Source organism: Streptomyces sp. NBC_01506, from assembly GCF_045040295.1.
Classification (GTDB): Bacteria; Actinomycetota; Actinomycetes; order Streptomycetales; family Streptomycetaceae; genus Streptomyces.
This window is the reverse complement of sequence record NZ_CP109422.1, coordinates 2784192-2800310: the sequence shown is the minus strand read 5'-3', so window position 1 is coordinate 2800310 and position 16119 is coordinate 2784192. Positions and strand designations below refer to the sequence as shown.

At 69.6% G+C, this 16119-nt stretch carries 15 protein-coding genes and 1 tRNA gene; 13 read left to right on the top strand and 3 right to left on the bottom strand.

Going from position 1 to position 16119, the window contains the following annotated elements; translation table 11 throughout:
• The first annotated feature begins 3 nt into the window (after positions 1–3).
• Positions 4–1041 carry a CBS domain-containing protein gene (locus tag OG329_RS11890; protein WP_405794732.1) on the top strand — a complete coding sequence of 346 codons (1038 nt, stop codon included), beginning with the start codon at positions 4–6 and terminating at the stop codon, positions 1039–1041.
• A 395-nt stretch (positions 1042–1436) separates the two neighbouring features.
• On the opposite strand, the gene OG329_RS11885 is transcribed toward OG329_RS11890, so the two are convergent.
• A complete protein-coding gene (locus OG329_RS11885) occupies positions 1437–1643 on the bottom strand; it encodes a DUF397 domain-containing protein (protein WP_405794730.1) in 207 nt (68 codons plus the stop codon).
• Positions 1644–1651: 8 nt separating this feature from the next.
• Entirely contained in the window at positions 1652–2098 is a 447-nt protein-coding gene (locus OG329_RS11880) for a DUF5753 domain-containing protein (protein WP_405794729.1), read from the bottom strand.
• Here OG329_RS11880 and OG329_RS11875 point away from each other — a divergent pair.
• The 4 genes from OG329_RS11875 (at position 2097) to OG329_RS11860 (ending at position 4467) form a co-directional block, all read left to right on the top strand.
• Positions 2097–2351, top strand: a complete 255-nt coding sequence (locus tag OG329_RS11875) for a hypothetical protein (RefSeq protein ID WP_405794727.1) — start codon at positions 2097–2099, stop codon at positions 2349–2351. The genes OG329_RS11880 and OG329_RS11875 overlap by 2 nt on opposite strands.
• On the top strand, positions 2348–2584 hold the full coding sequence (locus tag OG329_RS11870; RefSeq protein ID WP_405794725.1) for a hypothetical protein: 237 nt from the start codon (positions 2348–2350) through the stop codon (positions 2582–2584). Before OG329_RS11875 ends, OG329_RS11870 begins: the two co-directional genes overlap by 4 nt.
• A 105-nt stretch (positions 2585–2689) precedes the next feature.
• The gene (locus OG329_RS11865) at positions 2690–3808 is read left to right on the top strand and encodes an AAA family ATPase (RefSeq protein WP_405794724.1); all 1119 of its coding nucleotides are present in this window, start codon (positions 2690–2692) and stop codon (positions 3806–3808) included.
• Positions 3805–4467, top strand: coding sequence for a DUF4276 family protein (locus OG329_RS11860; RefSeq protein ID WP_405794722.1), 663 nt, complete (start codon positions 3805–3807; stop codon positions 4465–4467). Before OG329_RS11865 ends, OG329_RS11860 begins: the two co-directional genes overlap by 4 nt.
• 204 nt (positions 4468–4671) lie before the next feature.
• On the opposite strand, the gene OG329_RS11855 is transcribed toward OG329_RS11860, so the two are convergent.
• Positions 4672–4743 (bottom strand) — tRNA-Arg (locus tag OG329_RS11855).
• Positions 4744–4892: 149 nt separating this feature from the next.
• Between OG329_RS11855 and OG329_RS11850 the strand changes: the two genes are divergently transcribed.
• From OG329_RS11850 to OG329_RS11815, 8 genes are all read left to right on the top strand, one after another.
• Positions 4893–5387 (top strand): response regulator, encoded by a 495-nt coding sequence (locus OG329_RS11850; protein ID WP_405794721.1) that lies wholly within the window; start codon positions 4893–4895, stop codon positions 5385–5387.
• Positions 5388–5474: 87 nt separating this feature from the next.
• Positions 5475–6476 carry an ArgS-related anticodon-binding protein NrtL gene (gene nrtL / locus OG329_RS11845; RefSeq protein WP_405794720.1) on the top strand — a complete coding sequence of 334 codons (1002 nt, stop codon included), beginning with the start codon at positions 5475–5477 and terminating at the stop codon, positions 6474–6476.
• 15 nt (positions 6477–6491) lie between these two features.
• Entirely contained in the window at positions 6492–7883 is a 1392-nt protein-coding gene (lysA, locus tag OG329_RS11840) for a diaminopimelate decarboxylase (RefSeq protein ID WP_405794718.1), read from the top strand.
• Between the two features lie 93 nt (positions 7884–7976).
• Positions 7977–9287: a homoserine dehydrogenase gene (locus OG329_RS11835; protein ID WP_405794716.1), complete on the top strand. Its 1311-nt coding sequence runs from the start codon at positions 7977–7979 to the stop codon at positions 9285–9287.
• A 7-nt stretch (positions 9288–9294) separates the two neighbouring features.
• Complete coding sequence (thrC, locus tag OG329_RS11830; protein ID WP_405794714.1) at positions 9295–10365, top strand: threonine synthase; 1071 nt, start codon at positions 9295–9297, stop codon at positions 10363–10365.
• 358 nt (positions 10366–10723) lie between these two features.
• Positions 10724–11644 carry a homoserine kinase gene (gene thrB, locus OG329_RS11825; protein WP_405794712.1) on the top strand — a complete coding sequence of 307 codons (921 nt, stop codon included), beginning with the start codon at positions 10724–10726 and terminating at the stop codon, positions 11642–11644.
• A 408-nt stretch (positions 11645–12052) separates the two neighbouring features.
• Positions 12053–14173 (top strand): transcription termination factor Rho, encoded by a 2121-nt coding sequence (gene rho / locus OG329_RS11820; RefSeq protein ID WP_405794710.1) that lies wholly within the window; start codon positions 12053–12055, stop codon positions 14171–14173.
• 224 nt (positions 14174–14397) lie between these two features.
• Positions 14398–16089 (top strand): trypsin-like serine protease, encoded by a 1692-nt coding sequence (locus OG329_RS11815; protein ID WP_405794709.1) that lies wholly within the window; start codon positions 14398–14400, stop codon positions 16087–16089.
• Positions 16090–16119 lie beyond the last annotated feature (30 nt).

The following is a 16119-nucleotide window of genomic DNA, read 5'->3' as shown; positions in this document are numbered from 1 at the left end:
GCCATGTCGACGATGCCGTCCGACGAGCAGCTTCTCGAACTCAAGGGCAAGAAGATCCCGGTCACCGAATTCCTCGCGGTCTTCCGTACGCGGGTGCGCAACGATCAGTCTGTGCTGCTCATCACGCAGGCACTGAAGGACGTCGGCCTCTCGACCTTTCCGTACTTCGCCAACTGCAACGCACGGGCCGACGTCCATATCGTGGCCCTGGAATCCGTCCCGGCCGAGGAGCCCGGCCCCCAGGACGGCGAGGGCGAGACGGACGGTTTGTCACCGGGCGCGCTGCCGCAGCACTCCTTCAGGATCGGCGACATACCGGCCGCGCACAGCGGGGTCGACTCCGTCCCCTCCAGCGCGCCGGTCACCCAGGCCACCTATCTCATGCGCACCAAGAACTACTCCCAGGTGCCTGTCATCGACGGCCGGTCGACGTTGTGCGGCGTCGTCACCTGGAGTTCGGTGGCCAAGATGTACGAGACCGGTGCCACCCCCGTCCTGGCGAACGCGATGGTGGACGATCCGCCGATCGCGGACGCCCGCGCGGACTTCTTCTCCCAGTTGCCGATCATCTGTGAGTACGGCTACCTCCTGGTGCGGGACAGCAGTGGGCGGTTCACCGGAATCGTGACCGCTACGGACATCACCGAGCGCTTCGACGCGACGGCCTGGCCTTTCTTCGTCGTGGGAGAGATCGAGTTCCGGCTGCGCAAGTGCCTGGGCACGGCACTCGATCCGGATGCCATCCGCGCGGTGCAGCCGAACAGTCCGAGCAGGCAGACCGGCCTGATCACGGATCTGATGTTCAACGGGTATGTGAAACTGCTCGACGGTCACCAGCAGAACCCCGCGCTGTGCCCCAAGGCGGATCAGAATTGGCAGGCTCTCGGCTGGACCGGGGTGGACCGGGTCCAGTTCGTGCACCAGCTCGACCGGGTGCGGGAGATCCGCAACATGATCGCGCACTTCGACCCCGAGCCGCTGTCGAAGAAGCTGAGCGACGAGCTGCGGCAGTTCGTCGGGCTGCTCCGACAGCTCACCTGACGCCCGGCGGACCGGGGGTCGGGCCAGTGAACACTGCCGTACGGCCGCCGGGACGGCCAGGAGTCCGGGGCAGGCTGGTGGCCGGCGGCCTGGTGCTGAGCGCGGTGATATCGATCACCGCTGGGTGAGGGACGGACGGATCGTGCTGTTCGACCGACTCGGCGACCCCGATGTGTGCGTGAAACCATGGATCGCGGTGCTGAACTTCAGCTTGCTCAGTGCGCGAGGGACCGCTGCGGGCAGGCCCAGTCGTTCCACGCCCGCCTGCTCACCTGAGACGCCAACATCCTGGTTGATTGGTCACGGGAGACGCCCGATGGCGCGCAGATGTCCACTTGAACAAGGAAGCCCCGCCACTCGGGCGAGCGGCGGGGCACGGAGGGTGGATATGAGAGTCAGAGCCGTCCGGCCTTGACCTCCGTGACGAAGGATGCCCAGCCCTGCGTCGGGAAGACGAGCACGGGGCCTTCGACGCGCTTACTGTCCCGGACAGGCGTGACGCCGGGGAGTCCTTCGGCGATCTCGACGCAGTTCCCGCCGTCTGCATTGGTGTATGACGACTTGCGCCAGACGGCTGTGCTCAGGTCGTGTGCGGTGGTCATTGGCTTGTCTAGTCCTCCGCCGCCGATTCGATCAGGGTGAGGGACGCTGTCGGCGACAGCGCAGCGGCCCTTGCCAAAACGTATGCCTCCTGGTGGCGCTCAACCAGTGGCGTATCGTCCAGCAGTTGGCCGGAGAACGGGCCCTCTACATAGGCGACGGCGGGAGCATCCTTGAACGTCATCAGCGAGACCATCCCCATCATGAAGACGTGAGGACCAGCAGAGTTCGGCAGCACCTGGATAACGGCCCGGCGCTTCCTGGAAAGCTCCGCGAGGTGTGCCAGTTGCTCACGCATTACCTCTGCACTGCCGACCTGCATGCGCAGCGCCGACTCATGAATGATCTCCCACAACTTGGGCGTTGCTGGGTGCTCCAGCAGCCGCGTCCGCTCCACGCGAGGGCGTACCCGTTCCTCGATTTCCGCGTCCGTCGACTGCGGGAGGCCCCCCCACATGACCAACCGCCAGGGCGATGACTCGCATCGCGACACGCTCGCCGACCACGCCGACCCGCACGCCGCGATCACGGAAGCCGTACGAGAACTGGATGAGGCCCTTGTCGCTCTCGGGATCACCCTGCCGTCCCTGGGGATCGATCTCCCCTCCTACACGCTGACGCCCACCCCACACCCCCTCGTGGATCTCGGCCGCTGCAACCTCGCAACGGCCCGGCGGCTCACGGTCGCACTGCGTAACACGACGCCGTGAGTGGCGGGCCGTCGGAGACCTTCGCCCCTGGCACCGTCGTCCACGACGAACTGCACAACCGCGTCGGGGAAGTGAGAGGCAACGTGGGACCGTACATCCAGCTACGGCCCCTCGGAGGCGGCCTGGAGTGGGACACCGCGCCCGAGCGGCTACGGCTCGCGACAGCGCGGGAACGACTCAGCGCCGCCGTGGCGGCGGCCAACGCAGTCAGCCGGGGACGGAAGAGGCAATAGCCGCCGGGGGACACGCAGGTGGGGCGGGCCGTATCGCCCGCCCCACATCACCATCCGGGTTTCCGCCTGAGCAGAAAGCCTGGACCGCTGCCATAGGCTGAGGGCATGGCGTACAAGCTCTCGCAGGTGGACATCGAAGGGTATGCCTCGATCCGTTCCAGCACGCTCGTACTCGGTGACGTCACCGTTCTGGTCGGTGCCAATGGCGCGGGCAAGAGCAATGTCGTGGGGGCTCTGGAACTGCTCGGACGGATGGCCGACGACGAGCTGAGTCTGGAGGTCGGGCTGCGCGGCGGGGCAGGAGCCATGCAGTACGCCGGCCCGCGGGCCGAGGAGGGCATCCGGCTCACGGTGTCCGCGGAACCGTACCGCTATGAGGCCCATCTGATCCCGGCCGCCAACGACTCCTTCATCTTCGCTGAGGAGAAGGGAGAGTTCCACGAGGCCGGCCATGCCACTCCCCTGCATGAGAGCTTCGGGCGGGGGCACCAGGAGTCCCGTTTGGGGGAGTGGGAGCGGGAGCAGATTTCCCGGCTGGCCGGGCCGATGCGCTCGATCCTGGGTGGCTGCCGGGTCTTCCACTTCCAGGACGCCAGTAGCAACGCACCGGTCAAGAGCCTTGGATTCACCGCCGACAACGACTCGCTCAGACCGGATGCCAAAAACCTCGCGGCCTTCCTCCTGCGGCTGCGTGACAACGAGCCCAAGGCGTACCGGCGGATCGTGCGGGCGGTACGGATGGTTGCGCCGTTCTTCCGGGATTTCCAGTTGGCCGAGGAGTCGGGCGGAAAGATCCGCCTGCGCTGGCTCCAGGACGGAGTCGACACCGTATTCCCGGCCGAGGCGCTGTCGGACGGGACACTGCGATACATCTGCCTGTGTGTGCTGTTGCGGCAGCCGGATCCACCGGCCCTACTCACCCTGGACGAACCGGAATTGGGCCTTCATCCCTACGCCGTTGTGCAACTCGCGGACATGTTGCGCTCCACCGCGGTCCGCAGCCAGGTTGTCATCGCCACGCAGTCGGTGACCCTGCTCAACCAGTTCTCGGTGGAGGACATCGTGGTGGTGGAACGGGAGGACGGAGCTACGGTGCTGCGCCGTCCCGAGCGTGAGCAGTTGCGGGACTGGCTGGAGGACTACTCCCTCGGCGAGCTCTGGGAGAAGAACGTGCTGGGCGGTCGTCCGGTCCGTGAGGTACTCAGGCGGGGACGCACGGCGTGATCACGGTGGGTGTGTTGTGTGAGGGACAGACCGAGGAAACCATGATCAGGGAATTCCTCGGGCCCGAACTCGAACCCGAGGGAATCTTTCTCGTACCCACCATTCTGCTGACCAGCAGTACCGCCGGCGGTCCGTCCGGACGGGGCGGGGTCAGCAAATGGTCAAGGATCGAGAAGGACCTGCGGAACCGGCTGTCCAGCACCCCGCACTGGGCCGCGGTGACCACACTGCTCGACTACTACGGACTGCCGTCGGACAGCCCGGGCATGGCGGACCGCCCGGCGGGTCCACCGCGACAGCGTGTGGAACACGTGGAGCGGCGGATCGCGGAGCGGATCGACCACCCCCGCTTCGTCCCCTATCTCGTCATGCATGAGACCGAGGCATGGGTCTTCGCGGCGGCGGAACATCTGGCGGAGTGGTACGAGGACGACGCGCTCGGCGCGGAGCTCAAGCGGCAGACGGACGAGGCGGGCGGGCCCGAGTTGGTGAACGAGACTCCGGACAAGGCCCCGTCGAAGCGCCTGCGGCGATTGCTGCCGGAGTACAACAAGAGGCTCGACGGGCCGGTCGCGGTCACTGAGTTGGGCTTGCGGGCGTTGCGGGCGGCATGTCCGCACTTCGACGCCTGGATCAGCGGACTGCTGGCGCTGAGGTGACTGCGCCGATTGCCATCCAGCACTCCGCGACGCGCTGTCCGCCGCCGCGTTCCCACCACGTGCGACAGCGCGCTTTCACGGATTCATTCACGCACGGCCGGTAACGGAAAGCCGATAGGCCCGGACCCAGTGAGACTGAGTCAGGGCCTATACGCTCGGCACTGTCGCAAACCCAGCAAGCTGATCACGCTGGTCCGGCTACGGTGCCCCCGGCAGGATTCGAACCTGCGCACCCGGCTCCGGAGGCCGATGCTCTATCCCCTGAGCTACGGGGGCGTATCGCCGTGAAAATCTTGGCGACGGGTGAAACCTTACCAGCCCCCACGGGGTCGTCGTGAACAGGTATTTGCCCTGCGCCGTCGTGCCGGGGCGGCGGTGGTCGGTCGGCTGTCGGTCGGCCGTCGGTCCCCCGGGCGGGGGGAGAAGTGGGCAAAACCCGGACGCGGCCCGGGACGCCGACCTACTCTCGAGTTGTGTCAGGCGCGTCAGGCCGCGTGCTCGTTGTCGACGACAACAGGGTCATCCGGCAGTTGATCAGGGTCAACCTTGAGCTGGAGGGCTTCGAGGTCGTGACCGCGGCCGATGGTGCCGAGTGTCTGGACGTCGTGCACCAGGTCAGGCCCGATGTGATCACCCTCGACGTCGTCATGCCGCGCCTCGACGGGATCCGTACCGCCGCCAGGCTGCGGGCCGATCCGCTCACCTCGCATCTGCCCCTCGCGATCATCAGCGCCTGCACGCGCTACGAGGTGGAGACCGGCATCGTCGCCGACGTCGACGCCTTTCTCGCCAAGCCCTTCGAGCCCGCCGAACTGGTCAGGGTCGTACGGCAGTTGATGCGCCGGGAGGGCCCGCCGTCCCTGGACGGCAGGCATGGCGCCGGGCGCGCGGGCAGCACGCCCGGAAGCGCGCGCGGCTGACGCGCTCCGGCCCGGATGGGCCGCGCGGGTGCCCGTATCGCGAAACCGGTTCGCGAAGACGCCCCCCTCCTCCCATACGCTTGTCCCGTGACCCCCGCCGACCTCTCCCGAACCGTCCTGTGCGCCGTGCGCCGCGCGGTCGGCGAGGGTGTGCTGGCCGGGCCCGTACCGGACAGCGTGCAGGTCGGGCGCCCCGGGCCGGGCGGCAGCGGGGACTACGCGACCTCCGTCGCGCTGCGCCTCGCCGGACCCGCCCGGCGCAGCCCCCGCGACGTCGCGGAGATCCTGCGCGCCGAGATCCTGCGCTGCTCCCCGGACCTCGTCACCCACGTCGAGGTCACCGGACCGGGCTTCCTGAACTTCACGCTCGCCCCCGGCAGCCGCTCCGCACTCGTCCGCGCCGTCCTCGACGCCGGGATCCGTTACGGGTACGGGGACGCCCTCGCCGGGACCGCAGTCGTCCTCGCGCCCGCCGGCGAGATCCGGGCCGCCGTCCACACCGAGACCGTCGTACGGCTGCTGCGCACGCAGGGGGCCGACGCCCGCACCGGCGAGGACGCCACGGAGCGGCTGTCCGTACGGCCCGTGCCCGCCGCCCTCGCGGGGGACCTCTTCGCCCGCCTCGGGCCCGACGCCGCCCGCTGGGGCCTGCTGCGCCCCGCCGCCCAGGACCGGGCCGCGACCGGCGACAGCCTTCTCGTACAGCACGAGAGCAACCCCCTGTTCACGGTGCGCTACGCCCACGCCCGTACCCGCGCCCTCGTCCGTAACGGCGCCGCCCTCGGCATCCCGGCAAGTGGCAGTCACACGGACGAACCCGCAGCGCGCCCGCTCCTCGACAGCATCGGCGACCACCCCGGCGTACTCGCCGCCGCCGCCCGCCATCGCGCCCCCGACCGGGTCGCCCGCCATCTCGAACGCACAGCGGAGGCGTTCCTGCACTTCCAGGAGACGTGCCGCCCGCTGCCGGTCGGCGACGAGAAACCCTCGGCCGCCCACCGCTCCCGGCTCGCACTCGCCGAAGCCGCCGGGACGGTGCTGGCCGGTGGCCTCGCACTCCTCGGCATCGACGCGCCCGCACACCTCTGAGAGAGCAACAAGACCATGAGCCGTTCCGCCCACCCCGCCGGGCCCCGCTACGCCGACGTGCACACCGAGGGCCACTACTCCCCGCCGCCCGCCGACCTCAACGCGCTGGACGACAAGATCTGGTCGCGTACGGTCAGCCGCGACGCGGACGGTGTAGCCACCGTCGCCGGGCTGCCGGTGACCCGGCTCGCCGAGGAGTTCGGCACCCCCGCCTACTTCCTCGACGAGGCCGACTTCCGGGCCCGCTGCCGCGCCTGGACCGACGCCTTCGGCAAGAACGCCGACGTGTTCTACGCGGGCAAGGCGTTCCTGTCCCGCGCCGTCGTCCACTGGCTCAAGGAGGAGGGGCTGAATCTCGACGTCTGCTCCGGCGGCGAGCTGGCCACCGCGCTGGACGCCGGCATGCCCCCCGAGCGCATCGCGCTGCACGGCAACAACAAGTCGGTGCACGAGATCGAGCGCGCCGTCCTGGCGGGCGTCGGGCGCATCGTCCTCGACTCGTTCCAGGAGATGGTGCGCGTCGCGCACATCGCGCAGAGTCTCGGCCGGGTGCAGCCCGTGCAGATCCGGGTGACGGTCGGCGTCGAGGCGCACACCCACGAGTTCATCGCCACCGCCCACGAGGACCAGAAGTTCGGCATCGCGCTCGCCGACGGACAGGCCGCGGAGGCCGTCCGCCGGGCGCTGCGGCTCGACGGCATCGAACTCATCGGCATCCACTCGCACATCGGCTCGCAGATCTTCGACATGGCCGGATTCGAGGTTTCCGCCCGTCGCGTCGTGGAGCTGCTGGCCGCGATCCGCGACGAGCACGGCGTCGAACTCCCGGAGATCGACCTCGGCGGCGGTCTCGGCATCGCGTACACCCCCGAGGACGACCCGCGCGAACCGCACGAGATCGCCAAGTCCCTCACCGCGATCGTCACCCGCGAGTGCGAGTCCGCGGGGCTGCGCACCCCCCGGATCTCCGTCGAGCCCGGCCGCGCGATCGTGGGCCCGACCGCCTTCACGCTCTACGAGGTCGGCACCATCAAGCCGCTTGAGGGCCTGCGGACGTACGTGAGCGTCGACGGCGGCATGTCGGACAACATCCGTACCGCGCTGTACGACGCCGAGTACAGCGTCGCGCTCGTCTCCCGCCGCTCCGACGCCGCGCCGATGCTCTCGCGCGTCGTCGGCAAGCACTGCGAGAGCGGCGACATCGTCGTACGCGACGCCTTCCTGCCCGCCGACCTGGCGCCCGGTGACCTGATCGCCGTCCCCGCCACCGGCGCGTACTGCCGCTCCATGGCGAGCAACTACAACCACGTGCCGCGCCCGCCCGTCGTCGCCGTCAAGGACGGCGGGGCGCGGGTGATCGTCCGGCGCGAGACGGAGGAAGATCTCCTGCGTCTGGACGTTGGCTAACTGAGATACACGTCTCGCATGACGGACGGAGGGTAGAAACTTCCGTCCGGTGCGTGAGACTGGTCCACATCGCTGAGAGGGAATCGAGGTCGCATGATGCGTACGCGTCCGCTGAAGGTGGCGCTGCTGGGCTGTGGGGTCGTCGGCTCAGAGGTGGCGCGCATCATGGCGACGCACGCCGACGATCTGGCCGCGCGGATCGGCGCGCCCCTGGAACTCGCCGGGGTCGCCGTCCGCCGTCCCTCCAAGGTGCGTGAGGGCATTGACCCCGCCCTGATCACCACGGACGCGACGGCGCTGGTCAAACGGGGCGACATCGACGTCGTCGTCGAGGTCATCGGCGGCATCGAGCCCGCCCGCACCCTGATCACCACCGCGTTCGAGCACGGCGCGTCCGTCGTCTCGGCCAACAAGGCGCTGCTCGCCGAGGACGGCGCGACGCTTTTCGCGGCGGCCGAGAAACACGGCAAGGACCTCTACTACGAGGCCGCCGTCGCGGGCGCGATCCCGCTGCTGCGACCGCTGCGGGAATCCCTCGCGGGGGACAAGGTCAACCGGGTGCTCGGCATCGTCAACGGCACCACCAACTTCATCCTCGACCGGATGGATTCCTCCGGCGCCGGCTACTCGGAGGCGCTGGACGAGGCGACGGCGCTCGGTTACGCGGAGGCCGACCCGACCGCCGACGTCGAGGGTTTCGACGCCGCCGCCAAGGCCGCGATCCTCGCCGGGATCGCCTTCCACACCCGCGTACGCCTGGACGACGTCCACCGCGAGGGGCTGACCGAGGTCACCGCCGCCGACATCGCCTCCGCGCGGCGCATGGGCTGCACCGTCAAGCTCCTCGCCATCTGTGAGCGCGCCGCCGACGGCCGGTCGGTCACCGCGCGCGTCCACCCGGCGATGATCCCGCTCAGCCACCCGCTCGCCTCCGTACGCGAGGCGTACAACGCGGTCTTCGTGGAGGCCGAGGCGGCCGGGCAGTTGATGTTCTACGGCCCCGGGGCCGGCGGCCCGCCCACCGCGTCCGCCGTGCTCGGCGACCTCGTCGCGGTGTGCCGCAACCGGCTCGGCGGGGCGACGGGGCCGGGTGAGTCCGCGTACACGCGCCTTCCGGTCAGCTCCATGGCCGAGGTCGTGACGCGGTATCACATCAGTCTCGACGTGGCGGACAAGCCGGGTGTACTGGCCCAGGTCGCCACGGTCTTCGCCGAGCACGACGTGTCGATCGACACCGTGCGTCAGCAGGGCCGGCTCGACAGTGAAGGACTGGGCGGCGAGGCATCCCTCGTCGTCGTCACCCACCGCGCGCCCGACGCCGCCCTCTCGGGGACCGTCGAAGCGCTGCGCAAGCTCGACACCGTGCGCGGTGTCGCCAGCATCATGCGTGTTGAAGGGGAGTAAGGGACCCATGACGAGCATCGGCACCCACCAGTGGCGCGGCATCATCGAGGAGTACCGGGACCGGCTGCCGGTCACCGACACGACGGCGGTGGTCACGCTCCGTGAGGGCGGTACGCCGCTCGTCCCCGCCCAGGTCCTCTCCGAGGCCACGGGCTGCGAGGTGCACCTCAAGGTCGAAGGCGCCAACCCGACCGGGTCCTTCAAGGATCGCGGTATGACGCTGGCCATCACGCACGCCAAGGAGGCGGGCGCGCAGGCCGTCATCTGCGCCTCCACCGGCAACACCTCGGCGTCGGCAGCCGCTTACGCGGTACGGGCGGGGATGGTCTGCGCCGTCCTCGTGCCGCAGGGCAAGATCGCGCTGGGCAAGATGGGCCAGGCGCTGGTGCACGGCGCGAGGATCCTCCAGGTCGAGGGAAACTTCGACGACTGTCTGACGCTGGCGCGCGGACTGTCCGACAACTACCCGGTGGCGCTGGTCAATTCGGTGAATCCGTCCCGTATCGAGGGCCAGAAGACCGCGGCGTTCGAGATCGTGGACGCGCTCGGCGACGCCCCCGACATCCATGTGCTGCCCGTCGGCAACGCCGGCAACATCACGGCGTACTGGAAGGGTTACACGCAGTACGCGGCCGACGGCCCGGCGACCCGTACGCCGCGCATGTGGGGCTTCCAGGCGTCCGGTTCGGCGCCGATCGTGCGCGGCGAGATCGTCAAGGACCCGCACACCGTGGCCACCGCGATCCGTATCGGCAACCCGGCGTCGTGGCAGCAGGCGCTGGCCGCCAGGGACGAGTCCGGCGGCTTCATCGACGAGGTGACGGACCGCCAGATCCTGCGCGCCTACCGGCTGTTGGCCGCCCAGGAGGGTGTCTTCGTGGAGCCCGCGTCGGCCGCGTCCGTCGCCGGTCTGCTCAAGGCGGCCGAGGAGGGCAAGGTCGACCGGGGCCAGCGCATCGTCTGCACCGTCACCGGGAACGGGCTCAAGGACCCGGACTGGGCGGTCGCCGGAGCGCCCCAGCCGGTCACGGTGCCGGTCGACGCGGTGACGGCGGCGGAGCGACTGGGACTCGCGTAAGCCGAGTCGTAAGCCGAGTCCGGAGCGTGTGCGGGGGTGTACGGGGCGGGTACGGGGCAGGGGCGCGCGGGCCGGACACCAGCCTGTGCGTACACAAACCACACCAAGACTCCGCATAGGCGCACAGGAACGCACGCGACACGCATCGTGCGCCTCCTGTGCGCCCTATGTCGCGACGGAACCTTCCTTCGATAGGCTGTACCCAACCCGCCCCGCCGCATATGCCGCGGTGTTGTCGCCCTCGTGGCCGTCGGGTGTTCCCGTACCTCGTTCCCGTACCTCGCCGAAACCCGCAGTCCCGCAGCCCGATCGCCCCTTCCGTCTTCCCCGCCGCCACCCAAGGAGAGTCGTCCAAGCGATGGCCGGTCCCGCTTTCCGCGCCGCCGCCGTACGGGTGCGCGTCCCCGCCACCAGCGCCAACCTCGGGCCGGGATTCGACGCCCTCGGCCTGTCGCTCGGGCTCTACGACGACGTGGTGGTGCGCGTGGCCGATTCCGGCCTGCACGTCGACATCGCCGGCGAGGGCGCGCGGACGCTGCCCCGCGACGAGAACCACCTGCTCGTACGGTCCCTGCGCACCGCGTTCGACCTGCTCGGCGGCCAGCCGCGCGGCCTCGAGGTCGTCTGCGCCAACCGAATTCCGCACGGCCGGGGTCTCGGCTCGTCGTCCGCCGCCATCTGCGCCGGGATCGTCGCCGCACGCGCGGTGACGATAGGCGGCGACGCCCGACTCGACGAGACGGCGCTGCTGGAGCTGGCCACCGAGATCGAGGGCCATCCGGACAATGTGGCGGCCTGTCTGCTCGGCGGTTTCACGCTCGCCTGGACCGACGGGGGAGCGGCGCGGGCCATCCGGATGGAGGTCGCCGAATCCGTGGTCCCCGTGGTGTTCGTGCCCGACATGCCGGTCCTCACCGAGACCGCGCGCGGGCTGCTCCCGCGCTCCGTCCCGCATGTGGACGCCAGCTTCAACGCGGGCCGGGCGGCCCTGCTCGTACAGGCTCTGACCAGGCGTCCCGAGCTGCTGCTCGCCGCCACCGAGGACCGGCTCCACCAGGAATACCGCGCTCCGGCGATGCCGCAGAGCGTGGAGCTGGTCAACCGACTGCGGGCGGACGGCGTCCCCGCGGTCATCTCCGGCGCGGGCCCCACGGTCCTGGCGCTGACCGAGGACAGTGCGGCCGACAAGGTCGCACGGCTGGCCGGCGAGGGCTGGGCGGCGAACAGGCTCGGCCTCGACGGCACAGGCGCGAGCGTGCTGCCGCTGGGTTCTCAATGACGGTGGATTGCCGGTGAGCGAGATTGCCGGTGAGTGAGAGGGGGAATGTTTGTTGGAGCCGGTAGTGTTAACCTCAAGTCTGCACCCGACGTCTTTGTGGCTCGGTGCATCGCGTCCCCATTCGGGACCACCATTCTTCCGGGAGCCTCCCCAACTGCCTGAGCAGCCTGCCTGAGCAGTTTTGAGCACGCCTCGGAACCGGCACGACACCCCTCGCTATGTCCAGGAGTGGGCCGAGCAGGGGGACCTCGGGCCGGACCCATTGCACGTACGCAAGTTTTCCGTCGTACCCGGCGGGACCATCGCCCCGGCTTCGGCCCATGATCGACTCGATCACAGCCCGCAGTCGGACAGCACAACCGGTCGCCGAGCCAGAAGGCCGACGTCCGCTCCAGGGAAGGACCCTTCGTGAGCGACACCACCGATCTGATGGGCGTGAGCGCCGACAACAGCGTCGACACCACCGCGCCCGCCGAAGGTGCTGCCACTGGCACCACCTCACGGCGCCGCCGCTCCGGCACCGGCCTCGACGGCATGGTCCTGGCCGAGCTGCAGCAGGTCGCGTCCGGCCTCGGCATCAGGGGCACCGCGCGGATGCGCAAGAGCCAGTTGATCGAGGTCATCAAGGAGGCGCAGGGCGGCGGTTCGCCCGCGCCCAAGAGCGCCGACGCCACCGCCGCCTCCGGCGGTGACGTCGAGGCGAAGCCCAAGCGCCGCGCCACCTCCAAGGCCCGTACGGGCGACGCGGCCCCGGTCGCGGACGCCCCCGCCGCCGACAAGGCCACGGACAAGTCCGCGGACCAGGCCCCGGCCAAGGCCGAGACGGCCGACAAGGCCGACAGCCAGATCGACATCCCGGGCCAGCCGGCCAGCGACGACCAGCCCACGGGCGAGCGTCGTCGGCGCAGGGCCACCGCGCAGGCGGGCAGCCCGGACAGCAAGACCGAGAGCCGCGGCGAGTCGGGCACCGACACCGTCGTGGACGACAGGCCCGACGCCAAGGCCGAGGCCGCCGTCTCCGCGTCCGACCGGGGCGACGCGGACGGACGCCGCGGGGAGCGCCAGGAGCGCGGCCAGCGCGGCGAGCGCGGCGACCGGGACCGCGGTGACCGCGGCGACCGGCAGAGCCGCCAGCGCGACCGCCGGGGCAAGGGCGACGACCAGCAGGGCGGTGGCGGCCAGCAGACCGGCGGCCAGCGCCAGCAGCGCCAGGGCCAGAGCCAGGGCGGCGGTCAGAACCAGGGCAGCCAGGGCAACGGGCCGCAGGACGACTTCGACGACGAGGCGGGCGGCCGGCGCGGCCGGCGCGGCCGGTACCGCGACCGCCGGGGCCGTCGTGGCCGCGAGGAGTTCGGCGGCGGCGGCGAACCGCAGGTCGCCGACGACGATGTGCTGATCCCCGTCGCGGGCATCCTCGACATCCTCGACAACTACGCGTTCATCCGGACCTCCGGCTATCTGCCGGGCCCCAACGACGTGTACGTGTCGCTCGCCCAGGTCCGCAAGAACGGCCTGCGCAAGGGTGACCACGTCACCGGCGCGGTGCGCCAGCCCAAGGACGGCGAGCGCCGCGAGAAGTTCAACGCGCTCGTGCGCCTGGACTCGGCGAACGGCATGGCGGCCGAATCGGGCCGCGGGCGCCCGGAGTTCCAGAAGCTGACCCCGCTCTACCCGCAGGACCGGCTCCGGCTGGAGACCGACCCGGGTGTGCTGACGACGCGGATCATCGACCTCGTCGCACCGATCGGCAAGGGCCAGCGCGGTCTGATCGTGGCCCCGCCGAAGACCGGCAAGACCATGATCCTCCAGGCCATCGCCAACGCGATCACGGTCAACAGCCCCGAGTGCCACCTGATGGTCGTCCTCGTGGACGAGCGTCCGGAAGAGGTCACCGACATGCAGCGGTCGGTGAAGGGCGAGGTCATCTCCTCGACCTTCGACCGCCCCGCCGAGGACCACACCACCGTCGCCGAGCTGGCCATCGAGCGCGCGAAGCGTCTCGTGGAGCTGGGTCACGACGTGGTCGTCCTGCTGGACTCCATCACCCGCCTGGGCCGCGCGTACAACCTCGCCGCCCCGGCCTCCGGACGCATCCTGTCCGGTGGTGTCGACTCGACCGCGCTCTACCCGCCGAAGCGGTTCTTCGGCGCGGCGCGCAACATCGAGGACGGCGGTTCGCTGACCATCCTGGCCACCGCGCTGGTCGAGACCGGCTCGCGCATGGACGAGGTGATCTTCGAGGAGTTCAAGGGCACCGGCAACATGGAGCTCAAGCTCGACCGCAAGCTCTCGGACAAGCGCATCTTCCCGGCGGTGGACGTGGACGCGTCCTCCACCCGTAAGGAAGAGATCCTGCTCGGCAGTGACGAGCTGGCCGTGGTCTGGAAGCTGCGCCGGGTGCTGCACGCGCTCGACCAGCAGCAGGCGATCGAGCTGCTTCTGGACAAAATGAAGAAGACGAAGTCGAACGCGGAGTTCCTGCTCCAGATCCAGAAGACGACTCCGTCTCCCGGAAACGGCAACGACTGACGCGTAACGACTGACGCCGTAACGACTGACGCGTCATTTAAGGGAATCGCGTCCCGATTGCTCAAGTTCCGTATGGATCCGCCCCGTTACTTCGGTGACGGGGCGGATTTCTGCATGTAATATCCGGTGAGCCGTTCCATCCCCCCACACGGCGCCAAACCAATTCCCTTGATTAGTGGGAGATTTGCGTGCGTGTGTCGCGTCACGACCGACCGGTCCGGAGAGTGCGAAGACTGATAGCCACCGGTGCGGCGGCTCTCGCCGTTCTCGCCGGCGGGCTGGTAGCCACCGCTCAGGCCGCCGACGACGACGGCGGTGAGCGGTTCCTGCCGCCCAAGGACTCCAAGGTCGTCAGTTCCAAGGAAGTCTCGCCGCGAATCATCGGCGGAACGAACACCTCCATCAGCAGCGCCCCTTGGATGGTGCAACTGCTTTTCGAGTACAACAACGACGGATACTTCTACTTCACCTGCGGCGGAACGCTCGTCGCTCCCAACAAGGTTCTCACCGCGGCGCACTGCGTCACGGACGACAACGGCAATGCGCTCGACATGGTCGGCCGCGGCATGATTCTGGCCAACACGGCCAAACTCGCCGGCGGTCCGAACGACGAAGGCACGGCGGTCAAGATCAGCCGTTCCTACTTCGCGGGCTCCTACAGCGCTGCCGAGATCGACAACGACGTCGCGCTGCTGACGCTCGCCAAGCCCCTGACGGGCACACCGGCGCAGCCCGCCGCCTATCGGGACACCACCCGCTACGCGCCGGGCACCACCGCCACCACCTACGGCTGGGGCATGACCGGCTCGTCCCCGGACGACCTGCTGGCCGACACCCTCCAGCGGGTGACGCAGCCGCTGCGCTCGGACGCCGAGTGCACCGAGAACCTCGACACCGCGCTCGACTACCCGGGCGCCTTCAAGCCCGGACACATGATCTGCGCCGGCAACGGCGGCACGGGCGACGACTCCACGGGCAAGGCGACCTGCCCCGGAGACTCCGGCAGCCCGATGATGGTGAACGGCCGGATCATCGGCGTCACCTCGTGGGGCGTGGCCACCCAGTCCGAGCTGTGCAACTTCGGCGGCACGTACGACGTGTACACCAAGGTCTCGACCTATATGCCGGCCCTCCAGCCGCGCATCGAGGACACCAACTTCAGCCGCGACAGCAAGGCTGATCTGTGGGCCCGCACCAGCGCGGACGGCAAGCCCTACACGTTCACCTCGACCGGTAGCGGCTTCGCCTCCCGCAAGGCGTTCCCCGGCACGTACAGCGCGTACAACCTGGTCGTCCAGACCGACCTGAACAGGGACGGTTACGAGGACCTGGTCGCGCGCGGGACCTCGACCGGCGACGTGTACTGGCTGCACCGCTCGGCGACCAGCTCCACCTACGTGAAGACCAAGATCTTCGGAGACTGGAAGACCTTCCGCACGATCGTCACCCCCGGTGACGTCACCGGTGACGGCCACCCCGACCTGCTCGGGGTCGCCTCCACCGGACAGTTGCGGCTCTACCCGGGCCTGGGCAACGGCAAGTTCAGTGCCTCCACCGCGGTCGGCACCGGCTACCAGCTCTACAACCAGGTCCGCGGCCACGGCGACTTCACCAACGACGGCAAGCCCGACCTGCTGGTGCGCCGGGGCAGCACGGGTGACCTGCTGCTCGCCAAGGGCACCGGCAACGCCGCCGCCCCGTTCGAGACGCCCGTCGTGGTCCGCACCAACTGGTCCGCGTACACCACCATCGCCACCCCGGGTGACGTCACCGGCGACTCCAAGCCCGATGTCGTCGTCCGTAACGCGGCCGGCACCCTGTATCTCCTCAAGGGCACCGGCAAGGCCACGTCCGAGATCTTCGCCACAGGCGTGAAGATCGGCTCCGGCTGGACCGGCTACCACACCATCGCCTGAACACCGCAGGTCAGTGACCGGGTGATCGGC